Source organism: Maribacter thermophilus, assembly GCF_001020565.1.
Classification (GTDB): domain Bacteria; phylum Bacteroidota; class Bacteroidia; order Flavobacteriales; family Flavobacteriaceae; genus Maribacter; species Maribacter thermophilus.
This window is the reverse complement of sequence record NZ_LDAS01000001.1, coordinates 348,136-368,220: the sequence shown is the minus strand read 5'-3', so window position 1 is coordinate 368,220 and position 20,085 is coordinate 348,136. Positions and strand designations below refer to the sequence as shown.

The 20,085-nt window shown below is 39.0% G+C and carries 17 protein-coding genes; 4 read left to right on the top strand and 13 right to left on the bottom strand.

The window, feature by feature from the left end; all coding sequences use genetic code 11:
- Nucleotides 1–30: 30 nt before the first annotated feature.
- Nucleotides 31–750, bottom strand: coding sequence for a M15 family metallopeptidase (locus AB657_RS01560; RefSeq protein ID WP_047244896.1), 720 nt, complete (start codon nt 748–750; stop codon nt 31–33).
- A 127-nt stretch (nt 751–877) separates the two neighbouring features.
- Here AB657_RS01560 and AB657_RS01555 point away from each other — a divergent pair, with 127 nt between their 5' ends.
- A complete protein-coding gene (locus tag AB657_RS01555; protein WP_047244895.1) occupies nt 878–1,999 on the top strand; it encodes a glycoside hydrolase family 130 protein in 1,122 nt (373 codons plus the stop codon).
- Nucleotides 2,000–2,007: 8 nt separating this feature from the next.
- Here the strand turns inward: AB657_RS01555 and AB657_RS01550 are convergent, their stop codons facing one another.
- Genes AB657_RS01550 through AB657_RS01540 form a run of 3 tightly spaced genes read right to left on the bottom strand, consistent with a single transcriptional unit; the run spans nt 2,008 to nt 5,285 of the window.
- Nucleotides 2,008–2,826 (bottom strand): sugar phosphate isomerase/epimerase family protein, encoded by an 819-nt coding sequence (locus AB657_RS01550; protein WP_047244894.1) that lies wholly within the window; start codon nt 2,824–2,826, stop codon nt 2,008–2,010.
- Nucleotides 2,827–2,843: 17 nt separating this feature from the next.
- Nucleotides 2,844–3,560 carry a gluconate 2-dehydrogenase subunit 3 family protein gene (locus AB657_RS01545; RefSeq protein WP_047244893.1) on the bottom strand — a complete coding sequence of 239 codons (717 nt, stop codon included), beginning with the start codon at nt 3,558–3,560 and terminating at the stop codon, nt 2,844–2,846.
- 3 nt (nt 3,561–3,563) lie between these two features.
- A complete protein-coding gene (locus AB657_RS01540; protein WP_047244892.1) occupies nt 3,564–5,285 on the bottom strand; it encodes a GMC family oxidoreductase in 1,722 nt (573 codons plus the stop codon).
- A 199-nt stretch (nt 5,286–5,484) separates the two neighbouring features.
- On the opposite strand from AB657_RS01540, the gene AB657_RS01535 reads away from it, so the two are divergent.
- On the top strand, nt 5,485–6,858 hold the full coding sequence (locus AB657_RS01535; RefSeq protein WP_047244891.1) for a Gfo/Idh/MocA family protein: 1,374 nt from the start codon (nt 5,485–5,487) through the stop codon (nt 6,856–6,858).
- Nucleotide 6,859: 1 nt separating this feature from the next.
- Here the strand turns inward: AB657_RS01535 and AB657_RS01530 are convergent, their stop codons facing one another.
- The 7 genes from AB657_RS01530 to AB657_RS01505 form a co-directional block, all read right to left on the bottom strand.
- Nucleotides 6,860–7,876, bottom strand: a complete 1,017-nt coding sequence (locus AB657_RS01530) for a LacI family DNA-binding transcriptional regulator (RefSeq protein ID WP_047244890.1) — start codon at nt 7,874–7,876, stop codon at nt 6,860–6,862.
- A 63-nt stretch (nt 7,877–7,939) separates the two neighbouring features.
- Nucleotides 7,940–9,256 (bottom strand): xylose isomerase, encoded by a 1,317-nt coding sequence (gene xylA, locus AB657_RS01525; protein ID WP_047244889.1) that lies wholly within the window; start codon nt 9,254–9,256, stop codon nt 7,940–7,942.
- Nucleotides 9,257–9,266: 10 nt separating this feature from the next.
- Nucleotides 9,267–10,754: a xylulokinase gene (locus AB657_RS01520; protein ID WP_047244888.1), complete on the bottom strand. Its 1,488-nt coding sequence runs from the start codon at nt 10,752–10,754 to the stop codon at nt 9,267–9,269.
- Between the two features lie 265 nt (nt 10,755–11,019).
- Nucleotides 11,020–11,640, bottom strand: coding sequence for a response regulator transcription factor (locus AB657_RS01515; protein WP_047244887.1), 621 nt, complete (start codon nt 11,638–11,640; stop codon nt 11,020–11,022).
- 199 nt (nt 11,641–11,839) lie between these two features.
- Nucleotides 11,840–11,986 (bottom strand): hypothetical protein, encoded by a 147-nt coding sequence (locus AB657_RS17915; protein WP_157491543.1) that lies wholly within the window; start codon nt 11,984–11,986, stop codon nt 11,840–11,842.
- A 294-nt stretch (nt 11,987–12,280) separates the two neighbouring features.
- The gene (locus AB657_RS01510; RefSeq protein ID WP_047244886.1) at nt 12,281–14,005 is read right to left on the bottom strand and encodes a PorP/SprF family type IX secretion system membrane protein; all 1,725 of its coding nucleotides are present in this window, start codon (nt 14,003–14,005) and stop codon (nt 12,281–12,283) included.
- Between the two features lie 148 nt (nt 14,006–14,153).
- A complete protein-coding gene (locus AB657_RS01505) occupies nt 14,154–15,416 on the bottom strand; it encodes a TolB family protein (protein WP_047244885.1) in 1,263 nt (420 codons plus the stop codon).
- 253 nt (nt 15,417–15,669) lie between these two features.
- Here AB657_RS01505 and AB657_RS01500 point away from each other — a divergent pair, with 253 nt between their 5' ends.
- Nucleotides 15,670–15,864: a hypothetical protein gene (locus AB657_RS01500; RefSeq protein WP_047244884.1), complete on the top strand. Its 195-nt coding sequence runs from the start codon at nt 15,670–15,672 to the stop codon at nt 15,862–15,864.
- Between the two features lie 7 nt (nt 15,865–15,871).
- Here AB657_RS01500 and AB657_RS01495 read toward each other — a convergent pair whose 3' ends face one another.
- Entirely contained in the window at nt 15,872–16,702 is an 831-nt protein-coding gene (locus tag AB657_RS01495) for a DMT family transporter (protein ID WP_232304826.1), read from the bottom strand.
- A gap of 133 nt (nt 16,703–16,835) precedes the next feature.
- Nucleotides 16,836–18,935, bottom strand: coding sequence for a tetratricopeptide repeat protein (locus AB657_RS01490; protein WP_157491540.1), 2,100 nt, complete (start codon nt 18,933–18,935; stop codon nt 16,836–16,838).
- 577 nt (nt 18,936–19,512) lie between these two features.
- On the opposite strand from AB657_RS01490, the gene AB657_RS01485 reads away from it, so the two are divergent.
- Complete coding sequence (locus tag AB657_RS01485; protein ID WP_047244882.1) at nt 19,513–19,989, top strand: Dps family protein; 477 nt, start codon at nt 19,513–19,515, stop codon at nt 19,987–19,989.
- The last annotated feature ends 96 nt before the right edge of the window (nt 19,990–20,085 follow it).

Below are 20,085 nucleotides of genomic sequence, written 5' to 3'. Positions count from 1 at the left end.
AAAATAAAGATTATATAAAAACTGTAGTTATTAATTCTCATCGCATTCCCATTTAAAATTAGCTATCGGATCTTTGGAAGCTCCTTGTAAGTTATAGTGCCACCATTCGGTTCTCGTAGACCAAAAACCATGTTTTTCCATAGTTTCCTTTAATAATTTTCTATTGTCAAGAACTTCTTGTGGAAGGTCATAATTGTCATGGTAGGCCCGTTTTCCAAAGAAATCAAAATCGGTACCCATATCCAGTTCCTCACCTTCCATGTTCACCAAAGTAATGTCTACGGCCCCACCTTTATTGTGAATAGAACCTTTTACCGGGTTGGCAACATATTGCGGATTGGGTACTATATCCCACATTTTATACTGCACAGAATTTGGACGGTAACAATCATAGAATTTTATCTTTGCCCCCTTTTTCATAAAATCTTCGTTGGCCGCAATCAACGCTTTTACCGTTTTTACCCTCGTATAACATTCTGCACAGTCATAAACCTTTGCCTTTAAAAAATTATTTTCGGTGGCATATCGCATATCGTACATAAAATTGTCGCTGTAATCCGCCAATCTCACAAAGGTGGTATCCGCCAAACTATTAAGGTCTGGCTTATCTATTTTTTTAATATCAACCTGTTCTATTGTATCTATTATTTGAGAAGGTGGTTCTATTGCTTTCTCATTCATTTTTTCTTTTTCTTTTTCCCCACAGGATATCAAGAGCAGTAGCACTAGGCTATAATAGAAATATTTCATACTAAGGTTAAACAATGAAAAATACGTTTATTTTATTAAAACACCCATAAAGATTAGGTCATATTCCGAGAACGGAATTAAATTATTACCTTACCATTATGCTAATAAATCATTAAAATTCAACAAAATGGATGTAAGGTTATTATCTCTTTGTCTATTGGTTTCTTTCTTTTCATGTAAAGATACTACAACTCAAAAAAAAGCCGTTAAAAACCGCGGCGCGGATATGTGGCTCTTAGGATTTGAAAAGACAAAAAAGAATCCGATAATGACAGCAGATTCCAGTTATGTTTTTATGGATCCCGTTACCAATCAGGAGGTACAATGGCAAAAGGCGGATGTTTTTAACCCAGGTGCCATTGTACGTAACGATACCGTGTTTCTACTGTTTCGTGCGGAAGATAACCCCGACGCCATTTTAGGGGAGCGCACTTCAAGAATTGGACTGGCCTACAGTACCAATGGTATCGATTTTACCAAATACCCTACTCCCGTTCTTTTCCCCGATACCGATGAATTTGCCCAATGGGACCAGCCCGGAGGCATAGAGGACCCGCGTATTGTGGAAACCCCTGACGGCACATATATTATGCTTTATACCAGCTGGAACAAAGATGTGGCCCGACTATCAAGTGCTACATCTAAAGATCTAAGAAACTGGACAAAGCAAGGCCCCGTTTTTGAAGATGCCCATGGTGGAAAATTTTTGGATACATGGAGTAAATCGGGCGCTATCATCACCGAATTAAAAGATGGTAAATTGGTCGCTAAAAAGATTGATGGCAAATATCTAATGTATTGGGGAGAACTGTTTGTGAACCTTGCCACCTCTAAAAACGGAGTGGACTGGGAACCTACACTAAATGAGGATGGTAGCTTGTTACATAGCTTTAAACCCACTTTGAACGATTTTGACAGTCATTTGACCGAACCCGGCCCCCCGGCCCTTTATACCGATAACGGAATTCTTTTATTATACAATGGCAAAAACCTAAACGGCGAGGGTGCAACCGACAAATATCCAGAAGGTACTTATTGTGGCGGACAAGTATTGTTCGATAAAAACGACCCTACAAAAGTACTGGCCAGATTAGATACCCCTTTTATATGCCCTAGCCTTCCGCACGAGGTAAGCGGACAATATAAAGCTGGAACCACCTTTATAGAGGGCTTGGTCTATTATAAGAGCAAATGGTTCCTATATTATGGTACGGCAGATTCTATGATAGGGTTGGCCATTAAGGAATAATATTTTTTCTAATCCAAGCTTTTTAAATATTCTAAACTTTGGGGTACTTGCGAAACCACTCTAGAGGATTCGTCTTCTATGAACATATATTCTATACCCAATTTTTTGGCCTCTGCCACTACCCCGGCAATATTAATTTGTCCGGACCCCAATACCACGTTGGTATCATCATCCTCGTGCCCTGTATTGTTACCCACGATTCCATGTTCCATATCCTTAAGATGCAATAACTTCATTTTGTCGGGATATTGTCTCATTAGGGCCAATGGGTCCGCACCACCATGTTGTGCCCAGAACACATCCAGTTCAAAAGCAAAATCAGTGGCATTTTCGGCCATATAATCGAAAAGGGTACCGTTCTTATAAGGTCTAAATTCGTAACCATGTGCATGGTATACCAATGTAAGTCCATTTTCTTTTAACCTTCTACCCGCTTCATTAAAAACATTGGTAGCATGTTGGGTTTCTTTAAGGTCCCACTTGTTATCGTCGTGAGGTACCCAAGCACACATGACATAAGTAGCACCAAAATCTTTTGCGTTTTTAATTACCTTATCTATATCATTCTCCAAGTCCCCAAAATCGGCGCCAACGCTCACCATCTTTAAATTGTATTGGGCAAGAAGCTCCTTAAAGTCCTCTAGGGGCATCCCATAGGTTCCCCCACCTTCAATTTTAGAAATACCCCATTCATTGATAAGTCCCAATGTATTGGATACATCTATTTTAAACTGATTGCGTAAACTATACAACTGTATACCTACTTCCTGCGCCTGTGACATAAAACCGCTACCCAATAGGATAGCGGTTATAACTAGTTTCTTCATATCATCTTTAATTGGCTCTATGTGAGCAGGTTGCCGTTTTCGTCCCATTCAGCGATAACATTTCGCTTACTTTGGTCTACACACTTGGCAATCCATTCTGGATCATACGCCACTCCGTGTTGGTCCAATACATCTTGTGGCACCCCATCCCATACATTAGGGGTATTTCCCTTATAGCCCAAATCGGCTATACCTACTTTAGAGGTATAATAACCAGTTACCACGAGATTTCGCATCAAAGCAAAAAATTGTATTTCGAGTGGCTGCTCATCCAACGGCTTCTCTATATCGTGCCAGCAAATTTCGTCACATATCTGTTTCTGTTGCTCTAAGGTCGCTGCTTTGAACTCAACGCCAAATTCTTTGTTGCACTTATGGTCCAGCCACATTAAACCGCCCTTTAAAGTAGGTTGCATTTCTGGAATATCCTTGCCCATAAACTCTATCATTTCCGGCACCTCGGCCTCAATAGGACCTCCGAAGGGTTCTTTTGGCGGTAATATAACCAAACTTAAGGCCGTAATGGTTTCCATATCATGATCGGTGAACAATCGTTCTGCATTGAGCTTCTCTATACGTTCCAATTCTGCCGGCGTACGGCCAAAATACTTAGTATCTGTATTTACGGCTACTTCTTCTGCCGGTTTACTATTCTCTGTGTTACAACCATGAAACGCCAATGCCGAAGCACCTACACCTAGAATCATGGTCTCTATACTCTTTCTTCTATCCATGGTTTAGATATTTTGTTGTTTTAATTGCTCAATAATATAATCGGAAGCACGCCATGAGAGTGCCAAAATGGTCCAAGTACAGTTCTTGTCGGCCTGTGAAACAAAAGGTCCGGCATCTACGATGAAAACATTGTCCACATCGTGCAATTGATTAAACTTATTGGTTACAGATGTTTTGGGGTCGTCGCCCATACGGGTAGTACCCACCTCGTGAATAATTTCTCCGGGAGCATGTAGGCCATAATCCTTATCTTTTCCTGGTTTTTCACCTAAATAATGCCCTCCCATATTGTGGATCAACTCTTCAAAGGTATCTTGCATATGCTTGGCCTGATTTCTTTCAAAATCTGACCATTTATAATGAAACTTCAATACAGGAATACCAAATTGATCTACGGTTGTTGGGTCTATTTCACAGTAGTTCTCTTTACGCGCAATACTTTCACCACGACCACCGAACCCTATCACAGAGCCATAGTATTTTTTTACATCGTCACGCAGGCTATCGCCGTACCCCCCTACTTTTAGACCAAAGAACTTATTAAAATCGTTGGGGTTCATTCCAAAACCATAATTAGGTTGCCCCATACCTCCCCATACTTCGATGTGGTAACCCCTTGGAAAGTCTAGTTTGGAGTTATCTCCCCACCATGGCGAGTACACGTGCATACCACCTACGCCATCTTCGTTGTATGATGTTTTACGGTTCATTAGTCCAGGTATAAAACCTGCTGCACTGGCCCCTGTAGAATCGTGAAGATATTTACCTACAAGGTTACTACTATTACCCAGTCCGTTCGGGTGTTGCCTACTTTTTGAGTTTAACAAAATACGGGCCGAGCTACAGGCCGATGCTGCCAACACCACTACTTTTCCCCTTAATTTATATTCCTTTCTATCTTCTTTGTTGATATAGGAAACACCGGTTGCCTTACCTTCTTCGTTCGTGGTTACCTCTCGTACCATACAGTTTACGTATAGCTTCACTTTGCCCCCACTTTTTTGGGCCGGGAATATTAAACAGCTACCTGATGAGAAATCGGCATATACCTGACAAGACCTACTACATTGACCACAATAGAAACATACACCACGTTCGTTGTTAATTCTTTTGGTCAACATGGACAGCCTACCCGGAATTACCGGAATTCCTGATTTTTTTGCTCCATTGATATAAAAAAGTTCGTGTAAACGTGGTTTTGGCGGGGGAAGAAAAAAACCATCGGGATCGTTTTCCAAGCCTTCATTTGTTCCAAATACACCGATGAGCTTATCTACCTTATCGTAGTATGGTTTTACATCTTCGTAACCGATCGGCCAATCGTCTCCGTGACCGTCCCTGGTCTTTCCCTTAAAATCTTTAGGCCCAAAACGCAAAGATATTCTACCCCAGTGGTTTGTTCTTCCCCCCAACATTCGTGAACGCCACCATTTAAAGGTGGTTCCCTCCGCATGAGTATACGGTTCGCCTTCCACTTCCCAATCTCCGTAAGACATGTCCCATTCGCCAAATGCTCGATCGGTATTTGCTCCTCTACGAGGAGATTCATAAGGCCATTTTAATTGGGTCATGGTAACAGGGTCAGCTGGGTCAAAAAACGGACCTGCTTCTACTACGGCAACATTAAGACCCGCATCCGCTAATTGCTTGGTGGCCATACCGCCACCTGCTCCCGAACCTACAATAATAACATCGTAGATTTCTGAAGATTCCTTTATTTGCATAATTTGTAGTTTGATTTTGTGTACAATTTAAAGAATTAATCAAAAAAAAAGAGGGTTTTGAATATATTAACAAATACAAATTCATGAATTATTTGGTAATATTCGAACCCCATGCCATTCCTAATTATATTTATAAAAGAGAATTTTGGATAAAGGCTATTTTTAAGTATTTGAAAACCTATCTTTTAAACCGATCATTATGACCAACAAACCATCACAGTTTAACAGAAGACATTTTATAAAAGGCACATCGGCCGCATTGCTTTTTTCTACGGTGCCATCTTATGGTTTTAGCTTTTTTAAAGACGAAACACCAAAAAAGGTGGCACTTATTGGTTGTGGCTGGTACGGCACTAGCGACTTGCTACGGCTTATTCAAATAGCCAATGTAGAAGTTACCTCTTTATGTGATGTGGATTCCAACTTTTTGAACAAAGTAGCAATTTTGGTATCCGAAAGGCAAAAGAACGGTATAAAGCCCAAACTGTATTCCGATTATCGAAAAATGCTTGCCAAAGAAAAGTTGGACATTGTACTTATAGGTACCCCAGACCATTGGCATGCCCTTATGTGCATAGAAGCCATTAAGTCGGGGGCACATGTCTATGTACAAAAGCCCATAAGTGTTGATGTTATAGAAGGAGAGGCTATGGTTGCCGCAGCAAGAAAATACAATAAGGTGGTACAAGTTGGCACCCAACGGAAAAGCACTCCACATTTGATAGAGGCAAAAAAACAGATTATGGACAAAGGCCTATTGGGAAAAGTTGGCCATGTAGACATTTGTTGCTACTATCATATGCGTGCCAATGGTAACCCTGCCGTACGGCCCGTTCCAGAATTTTTGGATTATGAAATGTGGACAGGCCCTGCCCCCATGAGGCCTTACAATGGTATTCCACATAGGGGATGGTGGCGCACTTTTAGGGAATATGGCAATGGCATCGTAGGTGATATGTGTGTGCATATGTTAGATACCGTACGTTGGATGTTAGATTTAGGCTGGCCAAAACGTATAAGCTCTGAAGGTGGTATTTATGTTCAAAAGGAAGGCAAATCGAACATCTCGGATACCCAAACCGCCGTTTTTGAATACGATGACCTAAACTGTGTTTGGCAACATAGAACTTGGGGCAACGCCCCAGACCCGGAATACCCATGGGCCTTTTTTATTTATGGAGAAAAGGGAGTTTTTAAAGGTGATGTCATGAAGGCGGAGTTTGTACCTAGTGATGGCAGTGAAACCATTCGTTTTGATGTATTGTGGGAGAAAGAAAAATATCCAGAGGATGTAACCGAAAAAGACATTGAACTACACACGGCACCTGCTACCAGAAGACACATGATCAACTTTCTGGAAGCCATTGAAAACAACACAAGACCTATTGCCGATATTGAAGAAGGGCACATTTCTACGGCCAGTTGTATTTTGGCCAACCTATCTATGGACCTAAAGAGACCTCTAGTATATGACCCCGAAAGCAGGACAGTTTTAAACGATCCCGAAGCTACCCGGCTCTTACAGCGCGATTACAGAAATGATTGGGAGCACCCCCACCCAAACAACATATAGGCTATTGTAATTTTTTGGTAGATTCCCTTACCAGAAGACTGGTTTTCACCACTTTTGTTTCATAAGGTTCCTCTGGATTTTTTATTCTCTTGATCAAAAGCTCGGCCGCCTGCTCCCCTATAAATTTACCATGTTGACTGACCATGGTCAGCGGAGGTGTGACATATTGTGAGAGTTGACCATTTGTGAAACCTATAACGGATACATCGTTAGGCACGTTATACCCCCTAGATTTTACGATATGCAATATTTTTACGGCCGTAATCTCATCTAAACCCAAAATACCGTCTATGGGCTTATAATTTAAAAGAAAGGACATTAATAGATCTAGGTCGTCCTTTATGGTAAAGTTTAGGACCAATTTTTTGTCGAACTCCCTACCTGCCTCCTCCAAGGCCTTTTTATACCCTGCCAATCTTAATTTACCCACACTGGAATTGCCTATTGGAGAAACAAATGCGATATTTTTACATCCGATATTAATAAAGTGCTTGGTAGTTTTATAACCTGCTTCAAAATCATCTACCACAACCTTGTCGCAAGCTATCAGATCAGACACACGATCAAACAATACCAAGGGAATCTGACTATTTGAAATCGCCTGTAAGCCTTCTACCCGCTCCATTACCTGGGTTTCCTCTGCCAAGGAAATTATTAGACCATCTACCGTTCCGGAATCTAAAAACTCCAAGGTCTTGGATTCCTTTTCAAAAGACTCGTTACTTATACAGCTAACTATGTTATACCCTTGTTCATTGGCCACCTTCTCTATTCCGTACAATACCTGCACAAAAAAATAATTCAATATATTGGGCACTATTACACCTATTGTTTTACTACTTCTATTTAACAGGTTTAATGCCAACTTGTTAGGCTTGTAATTATTTTCCTTTGCATATTGCTGTATGCGCTTTTTAAGATCATTACTGATCTCATGGCTATCATTGACCGCCTTTGATACGGTCGAAATGGACACATCAAAATACTGGGCAATATCCTTAAGGGTTATTTTTCTCATTCCTATAAACTAAAAAGGCCTTGACAATATACATCAAGACCTTTTAAACTATATATATGTGTACTAAATATATTGATTAATAATATTCTCGAACAACTCTTGTTTTCCACTCACTAAAGGAAGTTCCCCATTTTCATGTGCTATTTTGTACAAGTCGTTCAAGTCCAGTTTTCCTTCTTCGAAATCTTTTCCTTTTCCGGAGTCAAAAGAACTATATCTCTTTTCCCTAAGACTATTGTAGGCAGACGATGTAATTATTTTATCTGCTGTGATCAATGCCCTGGCAAAAGTATCGGCACCGCCAATATGGGCCAAGAATATATCTTCCAAATCGGTAGAGTTACGCCTAATTTTCGCATCAAAATTAATACCGCCGCCCTGTAGGCCCCCGGCTGCCAAGAACACTAACATTGCTTCGGTCGTTTCTTGAATGTTGTTGGGAAACTGGTCGGTATCCCATCCATTTTGATAATCTCCCCTATTGGCGTCTAAACTACCTAACATACCTGCCTTACCGGCCACCGCAATTTCATGCTGAAAAGTATGTTGTGCCAAAGTAGCATGGTTTACCTCTATATTGATCTTAAAGTCTTTCTCTAGACCGTACTCCCTTAAAAATCCGATTGCGGTAGCGGTATCAAAATCGTACTGGTGCTTCATAGGCTCCATTGGTTTTGGCTCTATAAAGAAATTACCTTTAAAGCCCTGGCTACGAGCATAGTCTCTACACATGGCCAAAAACCGTCCCATATGTTCCTGTTCTCTGCCCATATCGGTATTCAACAAAGACATATAACCTTCTCTACCTCCCCAGAACACATAATTTTCTCCATTAAGTTCCATGGTGGCGTCCATAGCCAGCTTTATTTGTGCTCCAGCCCTGGCCAAAACATTAAACTCTGGGTTTGTGGCCGCCCCGTTCATATAGCGCGGGTTGGAAAAACAGTTTGCCGTACCCCATAACAACTTTGTACCCGTAGTTTTCTGTTTGTCTTTTATATAATCTACAATAGTGGACAAACGCTTTTCGGATGCCACCAAAGTGTCTGCCTCCTGAATTAGGTCAAAGTCGTGAAAACAGAAGTAATCGAATCCTATTTTTTCAAAAAACTCAAAAGCCGCATCTGCTTTATCTTTTGCTGCCTGAACAGGATCTGAAGCTTGGTCCCATTCAAAATTCTGTGTTCCAGGACCAAAAGGATCTGCCCCTTGGCCACAGAAGGTATGCCAATACGCTATGGCAAACTTAAAATGTTCGCGCATGGTTTTACCTGCAACAACCTGATCCGGGTTATAATATTTGAATGCTAACGGATTGTCAGATTCCTTTCCTTCGAATTTAATTTTATCTATTCCTTTAAAATATTCCTTATCTGCCATTATTGTAGTTTTATAAGTTGTTCAATGTTAATTCCAATTCTTTTTTCCAAAGTTGATAAGCGGTATTGTACGCTTCTTTATTTTGTATAGGTTCAAAACTCATTATATAATCGTTTTCCATAATTGTTTTGCCATAAGTTTCAAAATCGCCGTTTTGCAAAACACCGGCCCTAGCGGCACCGATGGCTCCTGTAGTATTATAAATTTCTATATCGTACCCTATTAATGTAGCCACCGTTTCCGAAAAAATTATGGATCTAAAAAGATTGTCGTTTCCGGCTCGCAAAACATTTACTTCTATACCGTCTGATTTCATAATCTCCATACCATATACAAAGGAGAAGGCGATGCCTTCCAATGCCGCACGGCACAAATGCCCCTTACCGTGATTGTTAAGATTAAGGTTAACGATTCTTGTACCCACTTCACGGTTATTGAGCATACGCTCCGCTCCGTTTCCAAAAGGTATAATTACCACACCATCGGAACCTACGGGCACTTCTTTGGCAAGGTTGTTCATTTCTTCGTAAGAGGAAACATCCAGGTTATTAAGCAACCATCGGTACTGAATACCAGATCCATTGATGCATAAGAGCTTACCTATTCTGGCATCCTCTTTTGGTTTATAGTTCACATGGGCAAAATTATTTACCCTGGCACTTTCTTTAACCGAAAGGTTATTGGTCACCGCATAGACCACTCCAGAAGTACCGCCTGTTGCCGCTACTTCACCAGGATTAAATACATTTAACGACAATGCATTATTGGGTTGATCGCCTGCTCTATATAAAATAGGAGTCCCCACTTTTAATTCACTTTCGATAGCTCCTTTTTGATCTACATGGCATTGCTCGCCAAAGGTGTCCACGATATCCGGAACCATATGGGCGTCCAATCCGTAATAATCCATTAAAAAATTGGCTATCCCTTCTTTTTTAAAGTCCCAAAAAACTCCTTCCGACAATCCCGAAACGGTGGTGTTCATTTCTCCCGAAAACCTCATCGCTATATAATCGCCTGGTAACATAAACTTATATACCTTGGCATAGACCTCGGGTTCGTTTTCCTTTACCCATTTAAGTTTTGACGCGGTAAAATTTGACGGAGAATTTAAGAGATGCTCAGAACATTTGTCCTCTCCTATTTCCTCAAAAGCACGCTGCCCTATGGCTACTGCCCTACTATCGCACCAAATAATCGAATTTCTTAGGGCTTGCCCCTCTTTATCGACCAATACAAGACCGTGCATTTGATAAGAGATCCCAATACCTATGATGTCATCTGCAGAAATATCGTTTTCCTTAATTATACGGTCTATTCCATTACATACATGAATCCACCACTCATTGGGATCCTGCTCGGCCCAGCCATTTTTAATAGCCAACATGGACATCTCGGTTTCCGGTTCTTGTACGACCGCGACACTTTTACCCGTAGCCGATACCACTAATGCAATTTTGATAGAAGAACTACCGATATCCAAACCTAAATAATACATCCTTTTTTGGGTTTAACAGCAAAGGGATTTTTGCTACTTAAAATTAAAATAAAGAATCTGTTTTACAGTTAGCCACCCAAATTATATTTATGAATTATCCAATTACGGACATCATTATATATTATTTTATAATTTTTATACACCTGATTATTAGATATTTATATTTTTTTCGTGATTTACGAAAATTTACCGAAACCGTTTTCGTAAAAAAACCCCTGTAAACGAAATTGTTCACAAGGGTTCAGCCAAATGTATAAGTAGGTATTTACAATTGTTCAAGTTTGCTCAATGCCTCCGATTTAGAGTTTACATTAAGTTTTAAGTATATGTTCTGAATATGAAAGTTGACTGTACTAGTGGTAACAAATAGTTTGTCGGCGATCATTTTATAGGTGGCCCCATGGCACAGATAATCTATAATCTGATTTTCGCGTTCAGAAAAGAAGTTGAACGACTTTCTATGAAAGGTAGATATCACTTGTTTTACGATATCATTGCTCAAGGTAGCGCCTTCTTCTTTTATACTGTATAATGCATGAGACAATTTATCTGCGGTCAATGGTTTGGTCAAATATCCATTGGCTCCTCTTTTAAAACTTTTCTTAATAATCTCAAAATCGTTGTTCTCACTGATCATTATAATTTTTACGTTCCAGTCCTTTCTTCGAAAAGATTTAATGGCGTCTATACCGCCAATTCCATTTAGGTCTACTTCTGAAATAATAATATCGGGCGCACTCCTACGAAAATCTTTAAGTGCCTTTTCGGCAGAGGTATAAATTCCCATTAGCGAAAAATCCTCTAAGCTTTCAAGGTGGGTTTGGTAAGCTGCGTGTAGGCTTTCATCTTTGTCCAGTATGATAATTTTTAAATCTTGAGCTTTCATAAATAAGTTGTATTGTCCCATGCCGTGCTATAAAAGAGCACCGCAATCGGGGTTAGTATTGAGTAAATTGTTAATAGTTAGAACAAGTAGCCGCCGGCAAATCAAAATAAGATGCCATAAGAATTATATGCCAAGACCTTGGGTGGGGCCTAGTTTAATAAAACTTGCGTGTTAAATGTTCGAAAAAAATGAACTAAGCTCAGGAATATCTTGTTCCCGTGTTCATAGGGTTCATGACCTGTTTAAGAATAAAGTCTAAATAGTTTAAGACTTTGGACAGGTCTCTACTGTTTGTCGGTAAGAAGGAGTGCTTATTGGTAGTAAGCTGTAGGTAAAAATGTTCCATGTTTTTGGGGGGATTTGGGGTTAAACAATGGTTTTATTTATGTTTGAGATTTAAATATAGTTAATTACAAAACACATCGGATAAAATACCATTAATTTTCGTTAAAATGCAATTTTTGATGTATTTCACCGAGTAGTATTATCTAATTTACTAATAATAAAAAAGGAGGGGAATTAGTTATCCCCCCGGATACCACCCCTCCTTCTGTCGACAATTTACTCAAACATAGAAATACTCTAACCTGTATCGTACTACTAATATTTTAAAATCTATTTTCCTTCTTAAATGTTTTCCTTAATAAGAATCATCGTCCTCAAAAGTATTGGAGGCGGTAGCTGTATTTTCGTCTACCTGCATGATCCATTTTTCGTCGTTGTACTTACCGTTTAGGTTAGATACAAATGCTGTTTGTGCTTCTTGCTTATAATCGTAATCAGCTAAATAAACGTAATACAAACCATTTTCTTTATTGTAAAATTGTCGTGGTTCCAGTCCTTTTTTCTTTAGATCGTTCATAAAGGCATTTAAATATTTCTTATTGCTATATACATTGGCAATTACATAATATCCCGATTTTACACCAATTACATCTGAATCTCCCAAAACCCTGATAGGCAGTTTCTTGTATTTTTGAGCGTCTTCGGCGGCCACGGTGGCTGCGTGCTCTTCTTCCATCTTCTTGGCGGCCATCATAGTCTTTTCTTCCAACTTAAAGTTGTGCAGGTTTGAATTGATATTGTTCTTGATATCGTTTCTTAACAGCCTTACAATGGTCTCAAATTTTTGCTCAAAGGCCCGGTTACGTGCTTTCTCTATAGAGTCTTGTCTTAATATAAGCTCGTCTAAGATCAAGCGGTTTTGGTAAGCTATATCGTTCGGGTCTCCTGTAACGATAGATGCCGTTTCTATGACCTCTTTGTTCTTTTCTTCTTTATTCTTTTCCTCTTTTCTCTCTTTTCTTTTGGCCTTGTCCCTTTCCGATATCAAATCGGCGATCTGCTCTTCATAGTTTCTTACAATACGGTCTATCTTGGCATCGGTTGAACTATCTACATAGCCGTTTCCAAAATCGTCCTGGTCGTCCTTAAAGGTGTAGGCCAATGAAAGTTCGTGGTTCCAGCCCAAGTTGGCCTCGTCTTGCGAAAGGTTCTTTTCCATTAAATAACCCAAAGACATTTTCTTGCTTAAATTAAAGCCTATACCGGCAGAAATACCGTACTCTTGGTCTATGGTACCTTGTAACCAGCCATAGTTGGGCAAGTCTAGCAATATAGAACCTAAATAATAGATGCTACCATCCTCATTTTGTCCAATTTGTGCCAAGGGCATTAGGCGTGCGTTCTCGAACAAGCCTCTACTTGTATTAAAGGTATGGGTATATTGTACAGATGCCTTTACGCTTTTAGTGGATAAATTGGTTAAAAATTCGTTCGTGGTCTGGTTGTACCTTAACAGGTCTTCTGCATACAATCCGAAATCAAATTTTCCGATAGACAGGTTGATTCCCGGTTGTACGGCAATTTTACTTTCTTTTCTTGCATCTGCCACTTCTGGGTCGGTTTCCGTTATAATTACACGGTTTTTATCCAATCCCTGATTAAAATAGGTAACGTTGGTACCAAAGGTAAGTTTACTCTTGTCCCCTAATTTTACGGCCGTGGCATAATTGGCATTGAAACCAAACTCTTGGATCACTCCAGACCATTGGCTATACACCCCAATACCTACTGCCGTTCTTTCGCTTAATTTGTTACTGAAACCCAAAAAATAATTTTGACTGTTATCGTCAAATGTAGCATACTGGTTTCTGTGAAGAATGTTCAAGTACGATTTGTTTTCGCGTACCAGTGAAAAGGTCGGGTTTATCAAAAATCTGTTGAAGAACAATTGATTGTGATAGGTGCTGCTAGAACTCAAATCGGAACTAGTTTCCTGGCCGAGAACGGAAAAACTTCCGAACAGCATCACTAGGAAGGCGGTGCAACCTATCTTGGCGGGTATTTTATGTAGTAAATTCATTTGAGTAGGGTTTTAAATATTCGAGTAAAAATTGCGGGCAAAGGATCGGGTGCATCAACTTGATCTGTTTGGGTAGGACGGATCAGGGCTGATATCCTTTGTAAGGGTCTGTCTTCAAATTTTCATTTCACTTGGGTATTGCCTATTATTATTTCTCGTCTTCAAATACCGAAGAAGAATATTGTAATTGGCTTTCTGTGTTCAGGGCTTCCATTAACTGGTAGTCTTTTGTATGATTAAAGTCTTTTTTTCCAATGTAGGAGAACGCTACCTTATGTGCTGTCTTTTCTCCATTTCCTCGGTTAGACATTACATAGCCCATTCCTTGATCATTGGTCAATTCAATTGAAAAATCATCGCTGGGGCTATTGATGGGGCTTCCCAAGTTCATGGCCAGGCCAACTTTTTTCTTTTCTACCTGTACCATATATATATCCATACCTCCATAACCTTTATGTCCTTCCGACGAAAAAACCAAGGTATTGCCTTCTACTACTTTGGGGAACATATCGTTTTTCTCGGTGTTTACTTTCTGGCCCAAGTTTTTTGCAATACCTACCATACCTCCTTTTTTAATGTTGGCTACATAGATATCGTACTTTCCAAAAGAACCTGGCATATTGGAAGCAAAGAACAACCTAGAACCATCTTCTGAAATGGCCGGATGCATCGCAGAATATCCTTTAGGGCATAAGGGAAGTTCTTTTATACTTTTCCACTCCCCGTTTACCTTATCGGCCCTATAAATACGGTGCTGCTTTTCCTTTTTTGAAAAAATACCGGTCGTAGGCTTCTCCATTACCACCTTACTAAAATAAGCGGTATTGCCATCTGGGGTCACCACAACGGGGCTTTCGTACTTATATTCATCATCTTTAAGAAAATTATCGCTATTGGCCCTGTAGGGCATTACGTTTCCCAAAGATGCCGTTCTTGTTTCGGTGTTAAAGTGCAACGGTTTAAAATTGTCTCGAAAAGATGTTCTTCTGGCCATTTTTTTTGAAGAGGCATCTGTCATATGGTAATCTGCCTTTACCAACTCGGTCCAATTCTCATCTTGTTCTTTTTGGTCGGTGGCTGTTTTACCTAATTTAGAAAGTGCATGGTCATATCTTTTTTGGTATGATGGCTCTAGGGTTCCATCTTCACTGATATTGGTCAGTTTATCATACCAATACAGGGCACTCTCATAATTACGCGACAAAAAATGTGCGTTTCCTAGATCTTCATAGATTTCCTTTTCAGTATAACCTAATGATTTTAACTCTTCATAGTTTTGAAATCTTTTTTCTGTGTCGTTCAAATGATATGCTTCATTTGAAGAAACAAATGCTGTCTGGGCGGTCATAGCAGTGCAAGTCAGCGACATGACGCACCCTAAAGCCATTTTGTAGATTAAGATATTTCTCATGATTACATGATTTTGGGGTTAACATGTCAAAGATCTTAAAAGATGACCGACAAATACTTAACAAAAATTCATAGGTTTTTAATTATTTTTCGAATTTTCTGTTAAAATTTTAAAATTATTTTCTGATTTAGAGCGACTTAGACCCTATAGATACACCTGCTAACACCGGTTGAAAGCTTGCTATGGACAATTTTCTTAATTATTTGTTAAATTTTAAAAATTGTATTATCTTTCTATTGTAAACCAATCAGTTATGAAAATGGATACCTCAAGGCCAAAGTTAGACACACAATTATTATCCGATTTATTAATGATAGCTATGGTAATGGTGCTCACCATATTATTTTTTGAGTATTACGACACCCTAGAAGAAGAAATAACAACGGCGGTTCTCAACTCTATCCATGATATTAACAATAGTATTGCAGAAACAAGGGTCGGTAGCTGATAACTTGCTATTTTTTACCTATTAAAACGTTGGCGCTCAGCGCCAAAATAATCATGGAAATGCCCAATAGGCTCCAAATAGTATATACATCACCAAACCAGAAGACCCCTAAAGAAATCGTAAAAATAACTTCTATATACTTTAATGGTGCCACCACCGTGGTCTTTGCCGTTTGAAAAGCCTTTGTCATAAATATTTGACCAAAAAAACCAAAAACACCCAAACTCAATAGAAAAAACCAGTCGTTGCCCTTGGGCATCTCAAAACTGTCTATACTTAACAGCCCGGCAATTACCGTACCCGTAAACATAAAATAATTGACGACCACCATCGGGTGGTCCCCCTTCCCTATCCTTCTGAGGATAACATAGACCATTCCGCTAAATACAGAGGCCATAAGGGCCAATAACAACCCTGTAGTATTTATAGTACTGTCAAAACCCTTGATTACCAAGACGCCGCAAAAAGCAATAATGAACAATAACCACTGTACCGCCCTTAACCTTTCCTTTAATATCAATACGGCAAATAAAGTGGCAAATATGGGCGCTATGTATCGCAGGGAAACCGCTGTACCTACCGACAAATACTTTAATGACATAAAAAACAGGCTCATAGCCGTTAACCCCACCACAGACCTGAGCAACATAAGTTTTCTGTTGTGCCCCAATATGGGTATACCTTTCACAAAAATATAGCTAGACGCCAATACCAAAGACCCAATAGATCTAAAAAAGACTATCTCAAAGGTGGGAAAATGGTTTAGATATTTTACGAACGCGTTCATTAATGTGAACGAGAACGTACTGATCGTCATAAAAAGAATGGCTTTTTTCAAAAGAAAGTTTAAGACGGACCGTAGTCACTAAAATTTCGACAAATTTAGGGCTAATGTAAAAGTATGCCCTCTCATTTTTTGGTTAATTCGGTTTGTTATGAAAAATTTAAACATAGCAGTACCTGTTCCCATTTTAGGCCAGGCCTACCTTCGGAATAGAGAAATAGAAGCAACTACCTTCATTTAAGGTACTTTCTACCCATACGGTACCATCATTTTTCTCCACCATTTCCTTACATAGCACCAAGCCAATGCCGGTACCCTTTTCTTGGTTGGTTCCAAATGTGGAGAAAGTCTCTTGGGCATCAAAAATCTTTGATAAGGCCTCTTGGCTCATACCTATTCCTGTGTCCTTGACGTATATTTCCCAAAAATCTTCCTTTTCATTGGCCCCTATCGTAACCGAACCGTGCTTTGGAGTAAATTTTATGGCATTGCTCATTAAATTCCTGATTACGATATCTATTTGGTTCGTGTCACACCAGGCCCTTATAGATTGGTCCACTTCATTATATAATGTAATCGATTTTTGCTCTGAAATATCAGAAAGTAAATGTACATTTTCGTTTACCAATGCCCGTAAATTGGTCATTTGGTGCCTTGTAACCATTCCGTTCATTTGTGTTTGCCCCCAAGAAAGAAGATTGTTCAAAGTAAAGGCTATACTATTTATATCGTCCCTGATCTTGGGCATAAACCCCATAAATTCATCTTTACCTATTTCTCCGGTTCCTATAAGATCAAACAAGGTTTTAAAAGAGTTGATAGGGCCTCTTAAGTCATGGGCTATGATAGAGAATAGTCTACTTTTGGTATTGTTGGATGCCCTTAGATCTTTCTCTTTTCGTTGTAATTCTCTCTTTTGTGTCTTTAAACGTTGGTTTAATTGATCTTGGATCTTGTTGTTTCTTCTAAGAATAAAAATGATGATACCAAACGTTAAAATGATAAAAAGAGCACTGTAGAAATATGCTTTTTGCTGGGTAACCTTTTTTTCACTTTCTACCAGATACCTTTCTTTCTCTTGATCGAACTCCAGTTTGGACTTTAATATCCGTAGCTCTTTTTCATTCTTTCTTTTGTTTATGGTATCCTCTACACGTTTATAGGCCTCCAAGTAAGCTAGTGCCTGTATGGGGTCTTCGGTCTCCTTTTTTATATCATAAAGAATTTTTATGCTTTTTGCCTTACCTTCAATATTGTTCAGCTCTTTAGCAAACTCCAATGCCCTTAAGGCGTAGGTCTCTGACTTTTCATAATCCCTAAGCCCCAGATAGGTTTTGGCCATATCGTTGAACAAAGGTATCTTATACCGTATTTGAGCAATACTGTCATGGATTTTCTCGCTCTTTTTAAACCATGAAAGTGCCGAACCGTACTGCTCCTTTTTTAAATAGATATTTGCTTTTAGTTCATAGGCATAGGTCAACCACTCACGCAGGCCCAATTCTTCTAACAGCCGAATGCTTTCCCCTATATTTTCAGAAGCTTTTTTTAAATCGCCCAGTTCTATATAGGCCGAAACCAAATTGGCCATCGTTACCGCGGTCACCTTATCGTTACCCGCCTTTACGTTCAATTCTTTGGCCTTGGTCAAAAAATGAATGGCCTGCTCGTACTCTTTTTGATCGTGGTAGTGATTGGAAGTGTTTACATAAAAAGTGGACAGCCACGTATCCAATTGGTGCTGTTTGGCTATTTCAATACCGTCTAAATACTGTTTGATCGCCTTTGCATACTGATCGTCATATTCATATTCTATGGCCAAAAAGTTTTTGGCACGTAACAATATATCGTAATCCCCGATACTTTCAGATATGGAAAGTGCTTCTTTAAAATGTGTTATGGCCTCCTCTTGTTTACCGGTATCGGAAAAATAACTGCCCAAATTAATAAGGCCTTTTGCCTCCCCTTTCTTATAATCTATGGCCTGACTAAGCTTAATGGTCTCTTTGGACAATTTTAACAAGCTATCTTGATCGTAGTAACAAATTTCTCGGCCTATATCAAAAAGCAGGTCAATGTAAAGGGTATCCTTTTCAAAATTCGGATGCTGTTTTAATTCTTTGAGTTTTGCGGATAGATCTTTTTGCGCTCCATTTTGCGCCAGTAAAGGAGTGTAATTAAACAAAAATAACCCTATGGCCATTATTAATGGTTGTAGGCATTTTGTCTTGTTTCTACTTAAAAATCGACTCACTGTTAATTTAAGGATATCCGTAATCTTTTCCACAAATTAAATGTTCTTACCTGTTTAAAACATATTTAGTTGTTAAACACCTATTTAAGTAGGCAAAACCCTACAAAAATGTAGTTTGAAATATTGTTATTACTTGGTTATGATTCATTTTTCAGGCATCTTATATACTACTATCAAGGCCATTGCCCAAGCCCGTTTAAGGATTTCCTCAAAATATTAAGAGGCAATCCACCCTTGAAACAAGCAAAAAATATTACTTATGAATTGTATTGGTTTCGGGGGAGGACTCGAAAGATATGACATTATAAGTAAAAAATTCTCTTTTATTATGGTCTTTCATGCTTTAACTATATTGTTTTTTCCTATACCTATAGTTAAACAGCACCAGCCAAACATCATTACATAAGGTCTAATTTGGCCCTACTTCCTAATGTAAACCAAATAGTACATTATTTGTAACAAAATATGAGCAATCAAGAAAAAAACTAAAAAAAACCCTTCTATTTTATAAATATTGGAATAGATAAAATCAATGGACTATGTAACACATGTTACCATCCGTAAGACACCTCCGAGGTAATTTTACAGAACAAATTAAAACACATTTATTATGGAAACTACAGCAATACAAACCGGGTTAGATCAAACATATAAAATAGATATTACCAACAAGCTTAATCTTCTTTTGGCCGATTATCAAGCCTATTACATGAATCTTAGGGGATTACACTGGAACGTTAAGGGCAACCATTTTTTTATGTTGCACGAAAAGTACGAAGAGCTTTATACAGATGCCAGTGAGGTGGTGGATGAAATTGCGGAGCGTATTCTCTCTTTAGGGTTAACTCCGTTGCACACTTTTGAGGATTATCTTGAAAACAAGACCATTATGACCGTTAAGGATGTAGCTGACGGTAAAACTGGTGTTCAATTGATCGTAGAAAACTTAAATGTATTATTAGATCACGAACGTACCGTACTGGAAATTTCAGGCGAAAACAACGATGAGGGTACGGCTTCTTTAATGAGCGACCTGATCGGCAAACAAGAAAAACTCATCTGGATGCTTACTTCCGTTTTGCAATAAGGGGTAACAATACATTAAAAATCAAAAAAAGTAGCGATACCAAACAGGTCGCTGCTTTTTTTGTATTAACAACCTTTGCCAACAATACGTCTATAT